Origin of the sequence: Nocardia goodfellowii, from assembly GCF_017875645.1 — a bacterium.
Lineage (GTDB): Bacteria > Actinomycetota > Actinomycetes > Mycobacteriales > Mycobacteriaceae > Nocardia > Nocardia goodfellowii.
On sequence record NZ_JAGGMR010000001.1, the window covers coordinates 1,905,425 to 1,922,944 of the forward strand.

Annotated in this window: 15 protein-coding genes; 12 read left to right on the top strand and 3 right to left on the bottom strand. The window is 68.1% G+C overall.

Annotated elements, in window-relative coordinates:
* The first annotated feature begins 120 nt into the window (after window positions 1-120).
* The 6 genes from mshA (at window position 121) to BJ987_RS08390 (ending at window position 8,374) form a co-directional block, all read left to right on the top strand.
* Window positions 121-1,464 (top strand): D-inositol-3-phosphate glycosyltransferase, encoded by a 1,344-nt coding sequence (gene mshA, locus BJ987_RS08365; RefSeq protein WP_209886444.1) that lies wholly within the window; start codon window positions 121-123, stop codon window positions 1,462-1,464.
* Window positions 1,465-1,531: 67 nt separating this feature from the next.
* Window positions 1,532-2,029: a type III secretion system chaperone family protein gene (locus BJ987_RS08370; RefSeq protein ID WP_209886447.1), complete on the top strand. Its 498-nt coding sequence runs from the start codon at window positions 1,532-1,534 to the stop codon at window positions 2,027-2,029.
* Between the two features lie 75 nt (window positions 2,030-2,104).
* Window positions 2,105-2,998 (top strand): ROK family protein, encoded by an 894-nt coding sequence (locus tag BJ987_RS08375; protein WP_209886450.1) that lies wholly within the window; start codon window positions 2,105-2,107, stop codon window positions 2,996-2,998.
* A 22-nt stretch (window positions 2,999-3,020) separates the two neighbouring features.
* A complete protein-coding gene (locus BJ987_RS08380; RefSeq protein WP_209886453.1) occupies window positions 3,021-3,758 on the top strand; it encodes a phosphoglyceromutase in 738 nt (245 codons plus the stop codon).
* Window positions 3,759-4,054: 296 nt separating this feature from the next.
* Entirely contained in the window at window positions 4,055-6,124 is a 2,070-nt protein-coding gene (locus tag BJ987_RS08385) for a CocE/NonD family hydrolase (RefSeq protein WP_209886455.1), read from the top strand.
* 213 nt (window positions 6,125-6,337) lie between these two features.
* Entirely contained in the window at window positions 6,338-8,374 is a 2,037-nt protein-coding gene (locus BJ987_RS08390; protein ID WP_209886458.1) for a CocE/NonD family hydrolase, read from the top strand.
* Window positions 8,375-8,458: 84 nt separating this feature from the next.
* Here the strand turns inward: BJ987_RS08390 and BJ987_RS08395 are convergent, their stop codons facing one another.
* A complete protein-coding gene (locus tag BJ987_RS08395) occupies window positions 8,459-9,118 on the bottom strand; it encodes an NADPH-dependent F420 reductase (RefSeq protein ID WP_209886461.1) in 660 nt (219 codons plus the stop codon).
* 102 nt (window positions 9,119-9,220) lie between these two features.
* Between BJ987_RS08395 and BJ987_RS08400 the strand changes: the two genes are divergently transcribed.
* The 3 genes from BJ987_RS08400 (at window position 9,221) to BJ987_RS08410 (ending at window position 11,735) form a co-directional block, all read left to right on the top strand.
* Window positions 9,221-9,622, top strand: coding sequence for a winged helix-turn-helix transcriptional regulator (locus tag BJ987_RS08400; RefSeq protein ID WP_209886464.1), 402 nt, complete (start codon window positions 9,221-9,223; stop codon window positions 9,620-9,622).
* A 200-nt stretch (window positions 9,623-9,822) separates the two neighbouring features.
* Entirely contained in the window at window positions 9,823-11,049 is a 1,227-nt protein-coding gene (locus BJ987_RS08405; protein WP_209886467.1) for a sensor histidine kinase, read from the top strand.
* Window positions 11,046-11,735, top strand: a complete 690-nt coding sequence (locus BJ987_RS08410; RefSeq protein ID WP_194816147.1) for a winged helix-turn-helix domain-containing protein — start codon at window positions 11,046-11,048, stop codon at window positions 11,733-11,735. The genes BJ987_RS08405 and BJ987_RS08410 overlap by 4 nt, the downstream gene beginning before the upstream one ends.
* 51 nt (window positions 11,736-11,786) lie before the next feature.
* Here BJ987_RS08410 and BJ987_RS08415 read toward each other — a convergent pair whose 3' ends face one another.
* Both BJ987_RS08415 and BJ987_RS08420 read right to left on the bottom strand, forming a co-directional pair.
* Window positions 11,787-12,119 carry a hypothetical protein gene (locus BJ987_RS08415; RefSeq protein WP_209886470.1) on the bottom strand — a complete coding sequence of 111 codons (333 nt, stop codon included), beginning with the start codon at window positions 12,117-12,119 and terminating at the stop codon, window positions 11,787-11,789.
* Window positions 12,120-12,225: 106 nt separating this feature from the next.
* Entirely contained in the window at window positions 12,226-13,032 is an 807-nt protein-coding gene (locus tag BJ987_RS08420; RefSeq protein ID WP_209898065.1) for a DUF3109 family protein, read from the bottom strand.
* 196 nt (window positions 13,033-13,228) lie between these two features.
* Between BJ987_RS08420 and BJ987_RS08425 the strand changes: the two genes are divergently transcribed.
* The 3 genes from BJ987_RS08425 to BJ987_RS08435 all read left to right on the top strand — a co-directional run bounded on the left by BJ987_RS08425 (window position 13,229) and on the right by BJ987_RS08435 (window position 17,503).
* Entirely contained in the window at window positions 13,229-14,251 is a 1,023-nt protein-coding gene (locus BJ987_RS08425; protein WP_307869545.1) for a Ppx/GppA family phosphatase, read from the top strand.
* Window positions 14,248-16,467 (top strand): Rv0497 family membrane protein, encoded by a 2,220-nt coding sequence (locus BJ987_RS37975; protein WP_307869546.1) that lies wholly within the window; start codon window positions 14,248-14,250, stop codon window positions 16,465-16,467. The genes BJ987_RS08425 and BJ987_RS37975 overlap by 4 nt, the downstream gene beginning before the upstream one ends.
* Before the next feature lie 166 nt (window positions 16,468-16,633).
* Window positions 16,634-17,503 carry a sugar phosphate isomerase/epimerase family protein gene (locus BJ987_RS08435; protein ID WP_209898067.1) on the top strand — a complete coding sequence of 290 codons (870 nt, stop codon included), beginning with the start codon at window positions 16,634-16,636 and terminating at the stop codon, window positions 17,501-17,503.
* Window positions 17,504-17,520: the final 17 nt, after the last annotated feature.

The following is a 17,520-nucleotide window of genomic DNA, read 5'->3' on the forward strand; positions in this document are numbered from 1 at the left end:
ACATACATTCGAATCCAGCACCCTGAGCAGGGTGACTGTGCTCACAAAAATCATGTGATCGCAGTCACTTGCCCCGTTCCGGGCCGTCTGGGTCGGTGATGCACCGTGCACTATGGATATGTGAGTCAACGCCCGGACCTACGGCCGAATCGGATCGCCGTGTTGTCGGTGCACACCTCACCACTTGCCCAGCCGGGCACGGGTGACGCGGGCGGGATGAACGTCTACGTCCTGCAAACCGCCCGGCAACTGGCCCGGCGCGGTATCGAAGTGGAGATCTTCACTCGCGCGATCTCCTCCAACGTCCCGCCCGTGCAGGAGGCGGCGCCCGGTGTGCTGGTGCGCAACGTGGTGGCGGGCCCGTTCGAGGGCCTGGACAAGCACGACCTGCCGACTCAGCTGTGCCCCTTCACCGCCGAGGTGCTGCGCCAGGAAGCGCGGCACCTACCCGGCTATTACGACCTGGTGCACTCGCATTACTGGCTCTCCGGACAGGTCGGCTGGCTGGCGCGCGACCGCTGGCGGGTGCCGCTGGTGCACACCGCGCACACCTTGGCCGCCGTGAAGAACCGCGCGCTCGCCGAGGGCGACTGCCCCGAACCCGCCACCCGGGAGATCGGCGAGAAGCAGATCGTCGGCGAGGCGGACCGGCTGGTCGCCAACACCGCCGAAGAGGCCCGCCAGCTGGTCGAGCTGTACGGCGCGGAAGCGCGGCACATCGATATCGTCCCGCCCGGCGCCGACCTCGGCAGATATCAGCCGGGCGACAAACTCGCCGCCCGCGCCGAACTGGGTTTACGGCCCGACGAGCAGATCGTCGCGTTCGTCGGACGGATCCAGCCGCTCAAGGCCCCGGATGTGCTGATTCGCGCCGCCGCCGTGTTGCTCGACGCCGACCCGCACCGCAACCTGCGGGTGCTGATCGTCGGCGGACCCTCCGGCACCGGGCTGGAGCGGCCCGATTCCCTGATCCGCCTGGCCGCCGACCTCGGTGTCAGCGAGCACGTCACCTTCCTGCCGCCGCAGCCGCCGGACCGCCTGGTCCAGGTGTACCGGGCCGCGGATCTCGTCGCGGTGCCCAGTCACAACGAATCCTTCGGCCTGGTCGCGATCGAGGCGCAGGCCAGCGGCACCCCCGTGCTCGCCGCCGACGTCGGCGGTCTCGGCACCGCCGTGCGGCACGGCGAAACCGGCCTGCTGGTGCCCGGTCACTACATCCCGGACTGGGCGGCCGCCCTCGGATCCCTGCTCGACGACCCGGATCGACTGCGCCGGATGAGCGCCGGCGCGGTAGGCCATGCCCGGAACTTCTCCTGGGAACACACCGCGGACGGGCTGCTCGCCAGCTACTCGGCCGCGCTGGGCGACTTCCACGCCGCCCTCGCGCACCGGGAAGGTCACGAGGTACTGCTCAACGGGCTCTACGGTGTCCCTGGTGATCGCGCGCGGACCGCGTTCATCTAACGCGGATTCAGCCGGGCATTTCGGGCATTCGACAGCGAAGGTCCACGACGACAGGAGTACGACGCCCATGTCGGTGCAAGCCACCGCGCAGCTGATCGACGAGACGCTGCGTGACCGCGAAATCGAATACAGCCGCACCGGCGAAGACGTTTTCGTGGTGATCCTGCCGGGCGAGCGCAAACTGAAGACGACGGTGATGCTGACCGTCGGCAAGCACGGTGTGCGCATCGAATCGTTCGTCTGCCGCAAACCGGACGAGAACTTCGAAGGCGTCTACAAGTTCCTACTGCGCCGCAACCGCCGCCTCTACGCCGTGGCCTACACGCTGGACCGGGTCGGCGACATCTACCTCGTCGGCCGGATCGCCACGCACGCGGTGACCGCGGACGAACTCGACCGGGTGTTCGGGCAGATCCTCGAGGCCGTCGACGGCGACTTCAATGTGCTGCTGGAGCTGGGGTTCGCGGAATCCATTCGTAAGGAATGGAAATGGCGGGTCTCGCGCGGTGAGTCGCTGAAGAACCTGCGTGCCTTCGAACATTTGGTGGACGCCTCCGACAAGTAGCCCCGCGCCCAATATGATCCATCGGGCCGCCGCGACCGCGGCGGCTTCGGTGCTGCTGTCGGAAGTGGGGGCCTGATGACCATTCTCGCGCTGGATATCGGGGCGACGAAGATCGCCGTGGGTGTTGTCGGAGCCGACGGGATGACCCAGGAGGTCGGCCGGATCCAGGTGCCGTCGGCCGGGGTGTGGGAGGCGTGCCAGGAGTTACTGCTGTCCGTGGCCGGAGACGACGACGTGCCGATCATCGGTATCGGCACGGCCGGTCCGGTGGACGCGCCGTCCGGTTCCCTGTCGCCGCTCAACATTCCCGAGTGGTCGAACGGCTTTCCCATCGTTCCCGCGGTGAAGGATCTGTTCCCGTCCGCCTCGGTCCGTTTCGCCATCGACGGCGTGTGCCTGGCGCTGGCCGAACGGCATTTCGGCGCGGCCCGGCAGACGCCGGACGCTCTGGCCATGACGGTGTCCTCCGGTATCGGTGGTGGCGTGATCGTGGGCGGCATGGTCGCGGTCGGGCACACCGGCAACGCGGGTCATATCGGTCACATCGTGGTCCCCGGCTCGATGGACCCGTGCGCGTGCGGGGGAGTGGGCTGTGTGGAAGCCGTTGCGAGCGGGCCGTCTTCGGTGCGCTGGGCGCAGGGCCGCGGCTGGACCGGCACCACCGGCCTCGAATTGGCCGAGGACGCGCAGCACGGCGACCGCATCGCCAAGGCGGCGCTGCGCCGCGCGGGTATCGCACTGGGACAGGCGATTTCCTCGGCGGCGGCCTTGCTGGACATCGACCTGGTGGTCGTCGGCGGCGGTTTCGCGCAGGCGGGCGAGCCGCTGTGGCGGCCCATGCAGGAGTCGCTGGGCGCGCACGCCCGCATCGGATTCCTCAAGGACTTGAAGGTGGTGCCCTCGGAATTGCAGGACCGCGCCACCCTGATCGGCGCCGGCCTGCTCACCGCCCTGTCCGCGCCTGCTTGAAATGGCCTGCCAGAATGGCCCCATGACGTACACCCTCGTGCTGCTGCGCCACGGCGAGAGCGAATGGAATGCCTTGAACCTGTTCACCGGCTGGGTGGACGTGCACCTGACCGACAAGGGCATCGCCGAGGGCAAGCGCGCCGGCCAGCTGATGGCCGACCAGGGTGTGCTGCCGGACATCGTGTTCACCTCGCTGCTGCGCCGCGCGATCAGCACCGCCAACAACGCGCTCGACGCCGCCGACCGGCACTGGATCCCGGTGGTCCGCGACTGGCGCCTGAACGAACGCCACTACGGCGACCTGCAGGGTAAGAACAAGGCTCAGGTCAAGGAGCAGTACGGCGACGAGCAGTTCATGCTGTGGCGCCGCAGCTACGACACCCCGCCGCCGCCGATCGCCGCGGACAACGAGTACAGCCAGGAGGGCGACGCGCGCTACAGCGGCATCGAGGTCCCCGAGACCGAGTGCCTGCTCGACGTCGTCAAGCGCATGGTCCCGTACTGGGAGTCCACCATCTCCAAGGAACTGCTGACCGGCAAGACCGTTCTGGTCGCCGCGCACGGCAATTCGCTGCGCGCCCTGGTCAAACACCTCGATCAGATCTCGGACGACGATATCGCCGGCCTCAACATCCCCACCGGCATTCCCCTCGTCTACGAGCTCGACGAAAACCTCCGCCCGGTGCGCCCCGCCGTGTACCTGGACCCGGAAGCCGCCGCGGCGGGCGCTGCCGCTGTCGCCAACCAGGGCGGCAAATAGTCCCCGTCCCACCTCCGTGCGCCGTGGTCGATCCGTCGACCACGGCGCATCGCTTTTCCACGGCTGAACGGCCGCAGCGGCGGCGGTTGACGCGCGGCGCGTACGAGCGGTTACGGTAAGCCGAGATTCTGCCGCATGGGGCGCGTCATTCAGGGCGATACGCAGGGGTTATTCTCAGTGGTAGCGCGTATGTGAACTGGTATTCACGCTATTTTCGGAAGACCTGATGTCCTTACCGACGAGTAGGTTCGGTATGCTTCCGCCGTTCGATCAGTCCGAGAGGTGGATCACGTTCGATGAAGTACGCGTTGCGGGCCACGGTGGCGTCGGTTGCCACCGCTGTGCTCCTTCCTTTCCTCAGCACCGGCGCCGCGGCGCATGCCGCGCCCACGTCCACGGGGCCGGATGGTGGCGCCGCCGGTGCCGCCTGGACGGCCACCGAAGACGGGCCACAGCAGTACCCCCACGTCAACATCCAGTGGGATGTGCCGATCACCATGAGCGACGGCACGGTCCTGAAGGGCAATCTGTACCGGCCCGCCGACGCGGCCGGGCGGCCGATCGACACCCAGACGCCGACCATCGTCAACCTGACCCCCTACACCAAGCTGGTGTCGAACCTGGGTGACAGCGCGCTGTCGGTCCCCGGGCTGTCCGACGCGCTGCTCGCCCTGTTCCGCCAGATCGATATGTCCGGTACCCCGTTGTCCGGCGTCACCGATCTGACCAAGGCGTTCGGCGGCGGCGAACTCCGCAATTTCGCCGTCGACCGGCAGATGATCAAGAGCGGCTACAGCTGGCTCGTGGTCGACGTGCGCGGCACCGGCTTCTCTCAGGGCACCTGGGACATGCTGCGCCAGCGCGAACAGCAGGACACCCTTGAGGTCATCGACTGGGCGTCCCGGCAGCCGTGGTCCGACGGCAAGGTCGGCATGAACGGCATCTCCTACTCGGGCATCAACCAGGTGCAGGCCGCCCAGCAGAACCCGCCGGCATTGAAGGCGATCTTCCCCGTGGTGCCGGGCAGCGACCTGGTTCAGGACGTGCTGGCCCCGGGCACCGGCTTCGGCTTCAACTTCATCCCGCTGTGGCTGGCCGCGATCAACGGCCTGAAGTGGGTGCCGGACGTGGCCTCGATCGTGAACGGCCAGTTCGACACCAAGTGGCTCGCCGACCGCGCGGCCGACCCGATGACCTTCATGGACGTGCTGCTCAACGTCTACACCAGCACCCGGATGGAGGATCTGGATCCGCGCGCCAAGGCGCTGCTCACCGATTCCGAAGGCCGCCGCGAAGACTGGTGGAGCGATCCGGCCAAGATCAAGGTGCCGACCTTCGTGACAGGTGGCTGGCACGACCTGTTCACCTACTCGGAATCCAAGATCTACGAGCAGATTCCGTTGCCGCCGGGTCAGAAGCAGCTGCTGATGGGCAACACCTACCACATCAACTCCGGCAACGAATACGGCAAGCCGGGCCTGCCCCCGCGCCTGGACGTGCTGCAGCGCGCCTGGTTCGACAAGTGGCTCAAAGGCATCGACAACGGCATCGACACCTACGGCCCGGTGACGCTGCGCCAGCAGGGCGGCGGCTGGATCACCACCAACGGTTTCGGCTTCGGTTCGGCCTCCAGTCGCGAGGCCGAGGTCGAGTCCGCGCATCGCCGGATGTACCTGTCCGCGGCGAACAGTGGCACCGCCCAGTCGCTGCACGACGGATCCCTCACCGCCACGGCGAATTCCGATACCCAGCGACTCACCGTCGCTCCGGGCCTCACCACCCTGTGCTCCAACGACGCGGCGCAGGGTAGTGCGGGCGCCCTCTCGGTCATCGACGGCTGCGCGAAGGATTCCCGGGTCGCCGAACTCAACGGCCTGACCTTCACCAGCGCGCCGGTTGCCGAGGAGACTGCCATCTCGGGTCCGATCGCGGTGCGGCTCAACACCGTTCACGACGCCGCCGACGGCTACTGGGTCGTCACGGTGAACGATGTCGCCCCGGACGGCCAGTCGACCGTGTTGTCCTCGGGTCAGCTCATGGCCTCCATGCGGGAGATCGACGACGCGAACAGCGCCCGGTCGGCCAACGGCGACTACACCGATCCGCGTCCGTTCACCTCACTGGATCGCCGTCAGCCGACGGTGCCGGGCGAGGCGGTCACGCTGGACATCGCGCTGCCCGCGACCGAGGCGGTCCTGAAACCGGGACACCGCCTGCGGGTGGATGTGTTCGCCGGTAACTTCCCGAAGGGCCTGCCGGTGCTGCCGATGCTGGTCGACACGGGTCTGAAGCCGCAGCACGTGCAGCTGGACCCGAACCGGCCGAGCTTCGTGAATATCCCGGTGCGGGGTAAGCCGGGCTGGTGATCACTCGCCGCGAACGCTGAAAAAGGCGCCTGTGCTCGAACATTCGAGCACAGGCGCCTTTTCGCTGTGTGGTGTCGGCTTGGTGCACTGTGCTGCGCCGGATTGTGCGGTGGCACGAAAACCCGAGGTATTCAGCCGTTCCGGTCTGCGCGGTCGCACGATGGTCTCTAATTAGAGAGCGGATGTTCCCTAAGAAAGAGAGCCTCGACGACGATGCGATCTGTCCTGCGCGGTGCGGTGCTGTTGTGCGCAGCCGCCCTGCTGACCCCCCTGCTGACCTCGAATGTGTCGGCGGCTCCGACTCCGATCGGACCCGACGGCGGTGCGGCCGGTGCGCTGTGGGCCGCCACCGAGAACGGCCCGCAGCCGTATCCGAATGTGTTCATCGAATGGGACGTGTCGATCACCATGAGTGACGGCACCGTGCTGAAAGGGAACGTCTACCATCCGGCCGACGCCGCGGGCCGCCCGATCGCGGAGCCGACGCCGACCATCGTGAACATGACGCCCTACACCAAGCTGGGGTCGATGATCGCCGACAGCGCGATGTCGATTCCCTGGGTGTCGGAGGCGGTATTGCAGCTCTCGCGCGATATCGATTTGGCCGGAACGCCTTTCGAGGGCGTCACCGATCTGACCAAGGCGCTCGGCGGAGGTCTGCTGCGCAACTTCACGGTGGACCGGCAGTTGATCCGAGGCGGGTACACCCAGGTCGTCGTCGATGTCCGCGGCACCGGGTTCTCGCAGGGCACCTGGGATCTGTTGCGGTACCGGGAACAACAGGACAGTGTCGAGGTGATCGAGTGGGCCGCCCGGCAGCCCTGGTCCACCGGGCAGATCGGGATGAACGGTGTCTCCTACTCGGGTTTGAACCAGTTGCAGGTCGCGGCTCAGCGCCCGCCCGCGTTGCGAGCGATCTTCCCGGTTGTGCCCAGCGGCAACCCGTTTCGCGACCTGGTGGCGCCGGGCGGTGCGGTCGGCGTGACCTTCATGCCGATGTGGCTGGCCGCGGTGAACGGCGGCAAACTGGTGCCCGACCTGGCCTCGGTGTTCCGCGGGCAATTCGATATGAAGTGGCTGATGGACCGGCTGCGTGATCCGTTCACCTTCGTCGACGTGTTCCTCAACGTGATGACCGCGCCGCGGATCGAGGAACTCGACCCGCGGGCACGGGAACTGCTCGAGGCCGACAGTCCGGTGCGGCAGGCGTGGGAGACCGACATCGCCCAGATCCAGGTGCCGACCTTCCTCACCGGCGGCTGGCACGACGTGTTCGTCAACTCCCAGACCGACGTCTATCGTCGAATCCCGTTGCCGCCCGGGCAGAAACAGCTGCTCATGGGCGACGGCTACCACATCAGCAACGGCAACGAATCCGGTCGGCCGGGCTTGCCGCCGCGCATGGATGTGTTGCAGCGCGCCTGGTTCGACAAGTGGCTCAAGGGCATCGACAACGGCATCGACCAGTACGGTCCGGTGACGATGAAGCAGGAGGGTGGCGGCTGGATTACCGAAAAGGCTTTCCAGCAACCCGTTTCGACCTACCGGCGGATGTATCTGTCGGCAGCGCGCAGCGGCACCGCCACCAGCGTGCACGACGGGTCGCTGTTCGCCGCGCCGAGCCCGACTCTCGACCGCGTTTCGGTCACGCCGGGACTCACCGGCTTGTGCTCACGGGATGCCGCCCAAGAACTCATCGGCATACCCGCGATCATCATGGCCTGCGGGGACGATTCCCGTATCCAGGAGCTCGGCGGCCTCACCTTCACCAGTGCGCCGGTCGCCGAGGCCACCACCATCTCCGGGGCAATCGCGGTGCACCTCAACACCGTTCAGGACGCCACCGACGGGTATTGGGTGGCGACGGTGAACGATGTCGCGCCGGACGGCCGGTCGACGGTGCTGTCCTCGGGTCAGCTGATGGCCTCGCTGCGGGCTGTCGACGAATCCAAGAGCACCCGCCTGCCGAACGGTGACTACACCAATCCGGTGCCCGACCTGTCCCTCGACACCAGACGGCCGACGGTGCCGGGCGAGCCGACCCAGCTCGATATCTCGATCCCCGGAGTCAACGCCGTGCTGCAGCCGGGTCATCGCCTGCGCGTCGACGTCTACGCCGGGAACTTCCCCAAGGGACTGCCGCCGATGCCGCTGCTGCTCGAAACTGGTGTGCGCCCGCAGCATCTGCTGCTCGACCCGAACCGGCCGAGCTACGTCAACCTGCCGATCCAGGGCAACCCGGGCTGGTAGTCCCATACCGGCAGCCGGCCCGACACCGTCGTCCCGGTGTGTCACAAGCACGCCGGGGCGACGGGCCGGCCCGCGTCGATGAAATCAGTCCTCGACGGCGAACGCCGACTCCAGCGGCGGGAACATGGCTCGGACATCGTGACCGCCGAACCAGAGTCCGACGATGAAGTTCGAGGTCGCTTCGAGGTACCTGGCCCGTGCCAGGCCACCCGCATGGACCGGACGCAGCTTCAGGTCTTCGACCAGTCCGGCCACCTGCCCGACCGCGGCGGGGTTGTCGCCGCACAGCGGGACAGTCAGCGTCCGGCCCTCGAAGGAGCGTTCGGGTCCCTGAAAAACCTCCGCCGCGAGCAGATTGAAGGCCTTGACTACGTCCGCCGCCGGCACCGTTGCCGAGATGCGTTCGGCCACAGCGTCTTCCGACAGCGGGAAGGTGGTCGGCCCGTGCGGGTTCGCGAAGTCCGGCGCGAAGGCGTTCGTGCAGTCGACGAGGGTGCGCCCGCCGAGCGCCTCGGCATTGGCCCGCAGCACCTCGTCCAGCGCGGCGACGGGCAGCGCGAGCAGAATCACCTCCCCGAATCCCGCCGCGTCCGCGATACTCCCGTCGCGCGCACCGATCGCACCGGCCGATTCCGCCGCCGCGGCGCGATCCCGCGCTCCGACCACAACCTCGTGCCCGGCGGCGACCCACCCGCCGCCCAGCGCGCGCGCCATATTTCCCGCGCCGATGATTCCGATTCGCATATCCAGCTCCTAGCAGGTGATAACTGTGGATGAATCCGGCACCGACGCTAGGGAATTCGATAGGCACCCCGAGGTGCCGATCGCCGATGGCAAGCTGGTGGCATGACAGCCGTGCTCTCCGCGCCGATCACCGCCGAAGAGGTCGAATTCCCGCCGGTCGACTACATCTCCGACTGCCCGGTGCGGATCGGCGTCGACATTCTCGGCAACTCCTGGCTACCGGTCATCGCGTACACGTTGCGCCACGGCCCGATGCGTCCCGGCGAGTTGCGCACCGCCATCGGCGGCATCAGTCAGAAGATGCTCACCCAGACCCTGCGCCGGATGGAACAGCTCACCCTGGTCGAGCGCCGCCGCTTCGCCGAAGCCCCGCCGCGGGTGGAGTACGAACTCACCGACGCCGGGCGCGATCTGTTGATTCCGATCTTCGCGCTCGGCGAATGGGTGCACAGGCACGGCCGGGCAGCGAGTGCCGCCCTGGCCGGGACCGACGACGAGTTCTGACGGCGACCCGCCGCGCCGCGGCGTGACCCTGCTCTCATCCGCGTGGGGAAGGCCCGCGACACGCCCTCGACACGCTCCACGACGTCCCGGTGAAACAGCGCGTGAACAGGCAGCAAACGCCCCTGGAAGAGGCCATGACCTGGGGGAAACTTCATGCACCCCGGGTGGGGTAGCCGTCCGGCGACCGTACGATTCAAGTTGTGAGTGTTCCGCAGGCCGTATTGCTGGCAGTCCTCGCGGCTGTCGTGGGCCTGGCAGTCGGCGGGCTACTGATTCCGTACGTGAATGCCCGCCAAGCCGCTCGGCGGCAGGCCGAATCCGGCCTGACCATGTCGCAGGTCTTGGACCTGATCGTGCTGGCCTCGGAGAGCGGGATCGCGGTCGTGGACGAATTCCGCGACGTGGTCCTGGTGAACCCGCGCGCCGAGGAACTCGGCCTGGTCCGCAACCGCCTGCTCGACGAACGCGCCTGGGCCGCCGTGGAGAAGGTTCTGGCCACCGGCGAGGACGCGGAATTCGACCTGACCGCCAAGCATCCGATTCCCGGCCGCAGCCGGATCGCGGTGCGCGGCGTGGCTCGCCCGCTCTCGCCCGAGGAGACCAGCTTCACGGTGCTGTTCGCCGACGACGATTCCGAGCAGGCGCGCATGGAGGCGACCCGCCGCGACTTCGTAGCGAACGTCAGTCACGAACTCAAGACTCCCGTCGGCGCGATGAGCCTGCTGGCCGAAGCCATGCTGGAATCCGCCGACGATCCGGAAGCCGTGCGCCACTTCGGCGAACGCGTGCTGGGTGAATCCCGCCGCCTCGGCAAGATGGTCACCGAGCTGATCGCGCTCTCCCGCTTGCAGGGTGCGGAGAAGCTGCCCGAACTCGAGGTGGTCGACGTCGACACCGTGGTGATGCAGGCGGTCGACCGCTCCCGCACCGCCGCGGAAGCCGCCGGCATCACCGTCAGCACCGACCGGCCGAGTGGGCTGGAAGTGCTGGGCGACGAGACCTTGCTCGTCACCGCCCTGTCCAACCTGGTCGAGAACGCGATCAACTACTCACCGCGCGGTTCGCACGTCTCGGTGAGCCGGTCGCTGCGCGGCGAACATGTCGCGATGGCGGTCACCGACCGCGGTATCGGCATCGCCAAGGAAGACCAGGAGCGGGTGTTCGAGCGATTCTTCCGCTCGGACAAGGCGCGCTCGCGCGCCACCGGCGGTACCGGGCTCGGGCTGGCTATCGTCAAGCACGTGGCCGCCAACCACAACGGTGAGATCACCCTGTGGAGCAAGCTGGGCACCGGTTCGACGTTCACCTTGCGTATCCCCGCTCACCTCGAGACCGACGGCGACGAAGAGCCCGAGGTGAGCACGAGAGAAATCAGCCCGCGTCCCACAGGGCCGGGCCGACCCAATGGTGTGGAGGCACGCAGATGACGAGTGTTCTGATCGTCGAGGATGAGGAGTCGCTGGCCGATCCGCTCGCGTTCCTGCTGCGCAAGGAAGGCTTCGAGGTCACCGTGGTCGGCGACGGGCCGTCCGCGCTCGCCGAATTCGACCGCTCCGGCGCCGATATCGTGCTGCTGGACCTGATGCTGCCCGGCATGAGCGGCACCGACGTGTGCAAGCAGCTGCGTACTCGCAGCGGCGTGCCGGTCATCATGGTGACCGCCCGCGACAGCGAGATCGACAAGGTGGTCGGCCTGGAACTGGGCGCCGACGACTACGTCACCAAGCCGTACTCGGCGCGGGAACTGATCGCGCGCATCCGCGCGGTGCTGCGCCGCGGCGCGGGTGACGAACTCGACAGCGGCAGCGAGACCGGCGTGCTGGAGGCGGGACCGGTCCGGATGGACGTGGATCGGCACACGGTGCTGGTCAACGGCAAGCCGGTCACCTTGCCGCTCAAGGAATTCGACCTGCTGGAATATCTGCTGCGCAACTCCGGCCGGGTGCTGACCCGCGGCCAGCTGATCGACCGCGTCTGGGGCGCCGACTACGTCGGCGACACCAAGACGCTGGATGTGCACGTCAAGCGGCTGCGGTCGAAGATCGAAGCGGATCCGGCCAAGCCGGAGCACCTGGTCACCGTGCGCGGGCTGGGCTACAAACTCGAGGCGTGACGCAAGGTCCTTCGCTCCGCGCTTCGGGGCGGAGCGAAGGACCTTCCCCTGCTACGGCAGGTAGGTCCAGGTCGGACCGACGCCCGGCACCTCGATCACCCGCAGGCTGATCCAGCCCAGGTCGTCTTCCTGCATGCACTCGTAGATCGGCACGTCGGCGTTGTTGCCGCGGCAGGCGATCGTGCGGCTGGTGCCGTAGGGGCTCATGATCAGGTGCTTGCCCTGCTTGCTGGCCTCCAGGGCGGCAGGGGTGTTGGCCGGCACGAATTCCGCGGTGAAATCGGCGTACTTGGCCGGATCACCGTTCGGTTCCGCGTGCGCGACGCCGGTCAGCGAGAGGGTCGTGCCGAGGGCAAGGGTGGCGAGTGCGAACGCTTTCTTCATGGTCAGCCATCCAACCGCAAACAGGTGAAGCCCGCATGGCGAGCAGGTGGCCGCGGGAATTATTAACCGATTCCTGAGCTGCTGCCCGGTGCGCCCGCGAACCAGGTCAGACCGGTTCGGCGTGCCGCCGTGCGTGCACCGTGGCCGGATGGACCGCGACCAGCCCGAGCCCCTGACGCCGCTTGCAGTGCCGGGCCAGCTCGGCGTACGCCGGTTCGCCCAGCAACTCCTTCAGCTCCGGTGCGTAGGACTGCCACACCGGCTTGCTGCCCACATGCGCGTCCGGCGAACCCGAGCAGTACCAGTCCAGGTCCTCCCCGCCGGAACCCCAACCGCGGCGGTCGTATTCGGTGATCGCGGTGCGCAGGATCTGCACACCGTCGGGCCGGTCCACCCACTCCTGGGTGCGCCGGATCGGCAGTTGCCAGCAGACATCGGGTTTCACCGTGTGCGGCTCCAGGCCGCGGCGCAGCGCCATGGTGTGCAGCGAGCAGCCCACGCCGCCCGCGAAGCCGGGACGGTTCAGGAAGATGCAGGCGCCGTCGAAGCGCCGAGTGCGCAGGGCGGGCTCGTCCTCGAGTTCGTCGAGTTCGAGATAGCCCTTCTTGGTGACCTTGCCGCCGGCATTGGTGGCCTCGCCCATCAGCTGCCAGTCGGCGGGTGTGAGCAGTTTCACAGCCGACTTCAATCGCTGCTGGTCGTCGTCATCGGAGAGGAAGGCGCCGTGGGAACAGCAGCCGTCGTTCGGGCGCTCGGCGATGATGCCCTGACAAGCCGGGGTCCCGAAGACGCACGTCCACCGCGACAGCAGCCAGGTCAGGTCCGCCGCGATCAAGTGCTCATCGTTTGCTGGGTCGACGAATTCGATCCACTCGCGCGGGAAATCGAGATCGACCTCCGGGCTGGGATCCATTTTTCCCACTGGTCGAGGCTGTAGGGAAGCGTTAGCGGATGCACCTTCCGTCACACCTCGAAACGCTAACAGGCCCGGTGCCCCCGCTGTAGCGCAGTACTGCATCACACCGCTCGATCCGCAGCGCGCGGTCGCGCTCAGCCGCCGTCTGCGGGCGCTGAGCTCACGGCGTGGGCGAACCCAGTACCGTGTTCATGTGCGGCTCGGTGTGCTCGATGTGGGATCCAATACCGTCCACCTGCTGGTGGTGGACGCGCACCGTGGTGGCCACCCCATGCCCATGAGCTCGACGAAGGCGACGTTGCGCCTGTCGGAGAACATCGACGACGCGGGCCGGATCACCGTCCAGGGGGCTGGGCGCCTGATCGCCACTGTGGCCGAATTCGCCAGCATCGCCGAGACATCCGGGTGTGTCGAGCTGATGCCGTTCGCCACCTCCGCGCTGCGCGAAGCCACCAACTCCGAAGAGGTGCTGGCCCGGGTCCGGACCGAAACCGGCGTCGATCTGCAAGTCCTGTCCGGTGTGGACGAGGCCCGGCTCACGTTCCTGGCGGTGCGCCGCTGGTACGGCTGGAGCGCCGGCCGGATCTTGAACCTGGATATCGGCGGCGGGTCCCTGGAAATGAGCAACGGCGGCGACGAGGCGCCCGATGTCTCGCTTTCGCTGCAACTCGGCGCCGGTCGTCTGACCAGGGATTGGCTGCGCGAAGACCCGCCGGGCAAGCGCCGCATCGCGGTGCTGCGAGATTGGCTCGAGGCCGAACTGGTCGCGCCCTCGAAACAGCTGCTCGAAGTCGGTAAGCCGGATCTCGCGGTCGGCACCTCCAAGACTTTCCGCTCCCTGGCCAGGCTGACCGGAGCGGCACCCTCTGCCGCGGGACTGCGCGTGCGTCGTACACTCACCGCTTCAGGTCTGCGGCAACTGATCGCGTTCATCTCGCGGATGACGGCCGCGGACCGTGCAGAATTGGAAGGCGTAAGTTCCGATCGGTCACGGCAATTGGTGGCTGGCGCATTGGTCGCGGAGGCGAGTATGCGTGCACTATCGCTGGAATCACTCGAGATTTGTCCGTGGGCGCTGCGGGAAGGACTCATCCTGCGCAAACTGGATACCGATATGAACGGCGGACCCAAGGCGACGCACCTGCCATCGGCGGGCGGTGCCGTGCTGCCCGGTCCGTTCGCGGCGCCGGATTCGACCGAAGTGGTGTCGTCATGACTGATGAATCCAAACAGCTATCCGTCGCGGAACTGCTCGCGCGCAACGGCCAGGGCAGCTCCGGTTCCGGCGGCGGTGGCCGGCGCCGGCGCGGCGGCCGCGGGATCTCCGTAGCCGAGCTCAGCGGTGACATCCCGGTGGTCGGCGGCCGAGGCAGTCACGCCGCCCCCGATCCCGAGCCCGAGACGCCCGAACCGGCCGCGTACGAAGCACCCTACGAACCCGCGCCCTTCGAGCCACCGGCCTACGACCCCGCGCCTTACGCACCCGCCGCCTACGAACCGCCCCAGTTCGATCCCGTTGCGCCGGAACCGGTTTCCTACAGTCCGCCGGTCCCCGAGCCGGAGCTGCCGAATTATTCGCCGATGTCGGGGCCGATCGCGCGCTATGACCCGCTGGGGGATATCGGCGATCCGATCGGCCGGTACCAGCCGCCGTCGGCCGAATACCAGGCTCCGGACTACCAGCCCCCGGTGCCCGAGTACCCCGCGCCCGGCCGCGCCGACCCGGGCATGCCGGGCCGGGAAACTCCGCCCGCCTCGACCTCCCGGCACAGCGCGCCCGCCGACCCCGACCCGTACGCCCCGAACCCGTATCAACAGGCCCCGGATCCGTACGCCCCCGCCCCGAATCCCTACCGCCAGCCCGATCCGCATGCTCCCGCGCCCGGTCCGTATGGCCAAGCGCCGGATTCGTATGGTCAAGCACCGGATTCGTATGGCCAAGCGCCCGATCCGTACGGCCGGGCACCGAATCCGTATGGTCAAGCGCCCGATCCGTACGGCCAAGCGCCTGATCCGTACGGCCAAGGACCTGATCCGTCCGGCGCGGCATCCGGTCGTTACGGCCAAGGACCTGCGTCGTCCGGCCAAGTCTCCGATCGTTACGGCCAAAGTCCTGATCCGTCCGGCGGGGCATCCGGTCGTTACGGCCAAGGACCTGCGTCGTCCGGCCAAGTCTCCGATCGTTATGGCCAGGCATCAGATCCGTTGGGCCAGGCATCCGGTCGTTATGGCCAAGCCCCCGATCCGGCCGGCCAAACCCTCGACCCGTACGGCCGAGCCCCGGATCCCTACGCCTACCTGCCCCCCGATTCGCCGGCCGCCGATCCGCTGCCGCCGGTGGGGTCCGGTCGCACCGGCCGCCGCCGCAGGCGCGCCGATCCCGACGACGCGACCGATGTCGGTCCGCCCCTGCACGACGCGGAAACGTCTCATCCGCAACCGCCGCCCGCGCGCAACGGCCGCGCGGCCCGTCGCCGTGCGCAGGCCGAGGAGGTGGACACCGGCGCCTGGTCGCCGCAGAACGACGAGGTGGATACCGGTGGCTGGTCCCCGAACGCCGAGGATGTCGACACCGGTGGCTGGTCGCCGAACGGCGAGGATGTCGACACCGGTGGCTGGTCGCCGCGGGACGAGGATTCCGCGCCCCTGCCGCTGACTCCGCTCCCCGCGCCGCCTGAGCAGCGCCGCGCCGCGCGCCGGGACAGCGGCCTGCCGGCCTGGTCGGCGCGCAGACGCAAACCGGCTTCGGACGACGCACCGGAATCCGGTGGCATCCCGACGTCCGCGTGGTCGCTGGCCAGCCAGGACCAACAGCTGGTCTCGGGTTCCACGGTGGCCGGCGACCTGCTGCGCGACGGGGTCGAGCGCGCCGAACGGCGCGAGGCCGAGCGCGAGAACGCCGGCCGGGGGCGGCGTGGCCGTGCCAAGCGCAAGGCCGAACGCGAGTTCGACCTCGATGACGGCTACACCGATGTGCACGACGACTTCGACGAGGACGACGAAGACGACGAGCACACCGGCGGTTTCGCCGCGCGCCTGGCCGCCGGGCGGGACCGGCTCTTCCGCCGGGGAGCCGAGAGGGACAACGAGGACGACGAGGACGACGCGGAGCACACCGGTGGTCTCGCGGCCCGTGCGTCCCGATCGTCGCGGCGCACCGAACACGACGCGAACCGCCGCCAGTGGGTCATCCTGGGCAGCCAGAGCACCGGTGCGGCGATCGCGGGAATGTTGCTGTTCAAGGGTTTCGAGCGCATGTGGGAGATGCTTCCGTGGGTCGCGCTGGCGCTGGCGATGATCGTGATCCTCGGGCTGGTGGCGCTGGTGCGTATTCTGCGCCGCACCGACGACATCCTGAGCACGGTGATCGCCGTGGTTGTGGGCATCTTCGTCACGCTGGGACCGCTAGCCTTTCTTCTCAGTACCAACTGAGACAGCGGTGCGGGGAACACCGCAATCGGATACAGGAGTCGCTGTGGGGCAAATCGGGCAGGCGGACGACACAGAAGCGAGCGAAGTGCGGGACGGGGCTCGCGATACCGAGCAGGCCGGGTCTGGGTCGGTGGGTGAGCACGGCCCACCCGGGCGGGGCATTCAGGTGGGGCTGTCCACGGCCTCGGTGTATCCGCAGAACACCGAGGCGGCATTCCGCTACGCGGCCGAAATCGGTTACGACGGTGTGGAGTTGATGGTGTGGGCGGAGCCCGCCAGTCAGAGCCTGGCCATCGTGCAGTCCTACATGCGCAAATACGACGTGCCGGTGCTGGCCGTGCACGCGCCCTGTTTGCTTATCTCACAACGGGTTTGGGGTTCGGATCCGGTCGCGAAGCTGGAGCGCAGTGTGCGCGCCGCCGAGGCGCTGGGCGCGAGCAGCGTCGTGGTGCATCCGCCGTTCCGCTGGCAGCGCCGGTACGCCGAAGGTTTCGCCGAGCAGGTGGCCGAACTCGAGGAGCACAGCCCCGTCATCGTCGCGGTGGAGAACATGTTCCCGATGCGCGCCGACACGCTGTTCGGCCGCGGGTCGAGTGCCGCCAAGCGGCTGGAGCGGCGCGGCGGACCGGGTTGGGGCCTCACGGCTTTCAGTCCGTCCTACGACCCGACCGACACCGGATTCCGGCACTACACCCTGGATCTGTCGCATACCGCGACCGCGGGCACCGACCCGCTGGCACTGGCCTCCCGCATGGGTTCCGGACTGGCACACCTGCATCTGGCCGACGGCCGCGGCGCCGCGCACGACGAGCACCTGGTCCCCGGCGACGGCACCCAGCCGTGTGCCGAGGTCTGCGCCATGCTGGTGCGGTCCGGCTTCTCCGGCCACGCGGTCGCCGAGATCAACACCCAGAACGCGCGCACCACCGCCGAACGCGCCGCGATGCTGCGCCGCACCCTGGCCTTCGCCCGGGTCCATCTCAACGGTCTGGCGCCCGCGGCCGCGTCGGCCCATCCGCGCGCCGACCTGATCTGAGGCGGCAGTCCGTTCCG

Coding starts and splice junctions, on each gene's coding strand:
- BJ987_RS08370 (WP_209886447.1), top strand. CDS start 1,532: ATGTCGGTGCAAGCCACCGCGCAGCTGATCGACGAGACGCTGCGTGAC.
- BJ987_RS08375 (WP_209886450.1), top strand. CDS start 2,105: ATGACCATTCTCGCGCTGGATATCGGGGCGACGAAGATCGCCGTGGGT.
- BJ987_RS08380 (WP_209886453.1), top strand. CDS start 3,021: ATGACGTACACCCTCGTGCTGCTGCGCCACGGCGAGAGCGAATGGAAT.
- BJ987_RS08385 (WP_209886455.1), top strand. CDS start 4,055: ATGAAGTACGCGTTGCGGGCCACGGTGGCGTCGGTTGCCACCGCTGTG.
- BJ987_RS08390 (WP_209886458.1), top strand. CDS start 6,338: ATGCGATCTGTCCTGCGCGGTGCGGTGCTGTTGTGCGCAGCCGCCCTG.
- BJ987_RS08395 (WP_209886461.1), bottom strand. CDS start 9,118: ATGCGAATCGGAATCATCGGCGCGGGAAATATGGCGCGCGCGCTGGGC.
- BJ987_RS08400 (WP_209886464.1), top strand. CDS start 9,221: ATGACAGCCGTGCTCTCCGCGCCGATCACCGCCGAAGAGGTCGAATTC.
- BJ987_RS08410 (WP_194816147.1), top strand. CDS start 11,046: ATGACGAGTGTTCTGATCGTCGAGGATGAGGAGTCGCTGGCCGATCCG.
- BJ987_RS08415 (WP_209886470.1), bottom strand. CDS start 12,119: ATGAAGAAAGCGTTCGCACTCGCCACCCTTGCCCTCGGCACGACCCTC.
- BJ987_RS08420 (WP_209898065.1), bottom strand. CDS start 13,032: ATGGATCCCAGCCCGGAGGTCGATCTCGATTTCCCGCGCGAGTGGATC.
- BJ987_RS37975 (WP_307869546.1), top strand. CDS start 14,248: ATGACTGATGAATCCAAACAGCTATCCGTCGCGGAACTGCTCGCGCGC.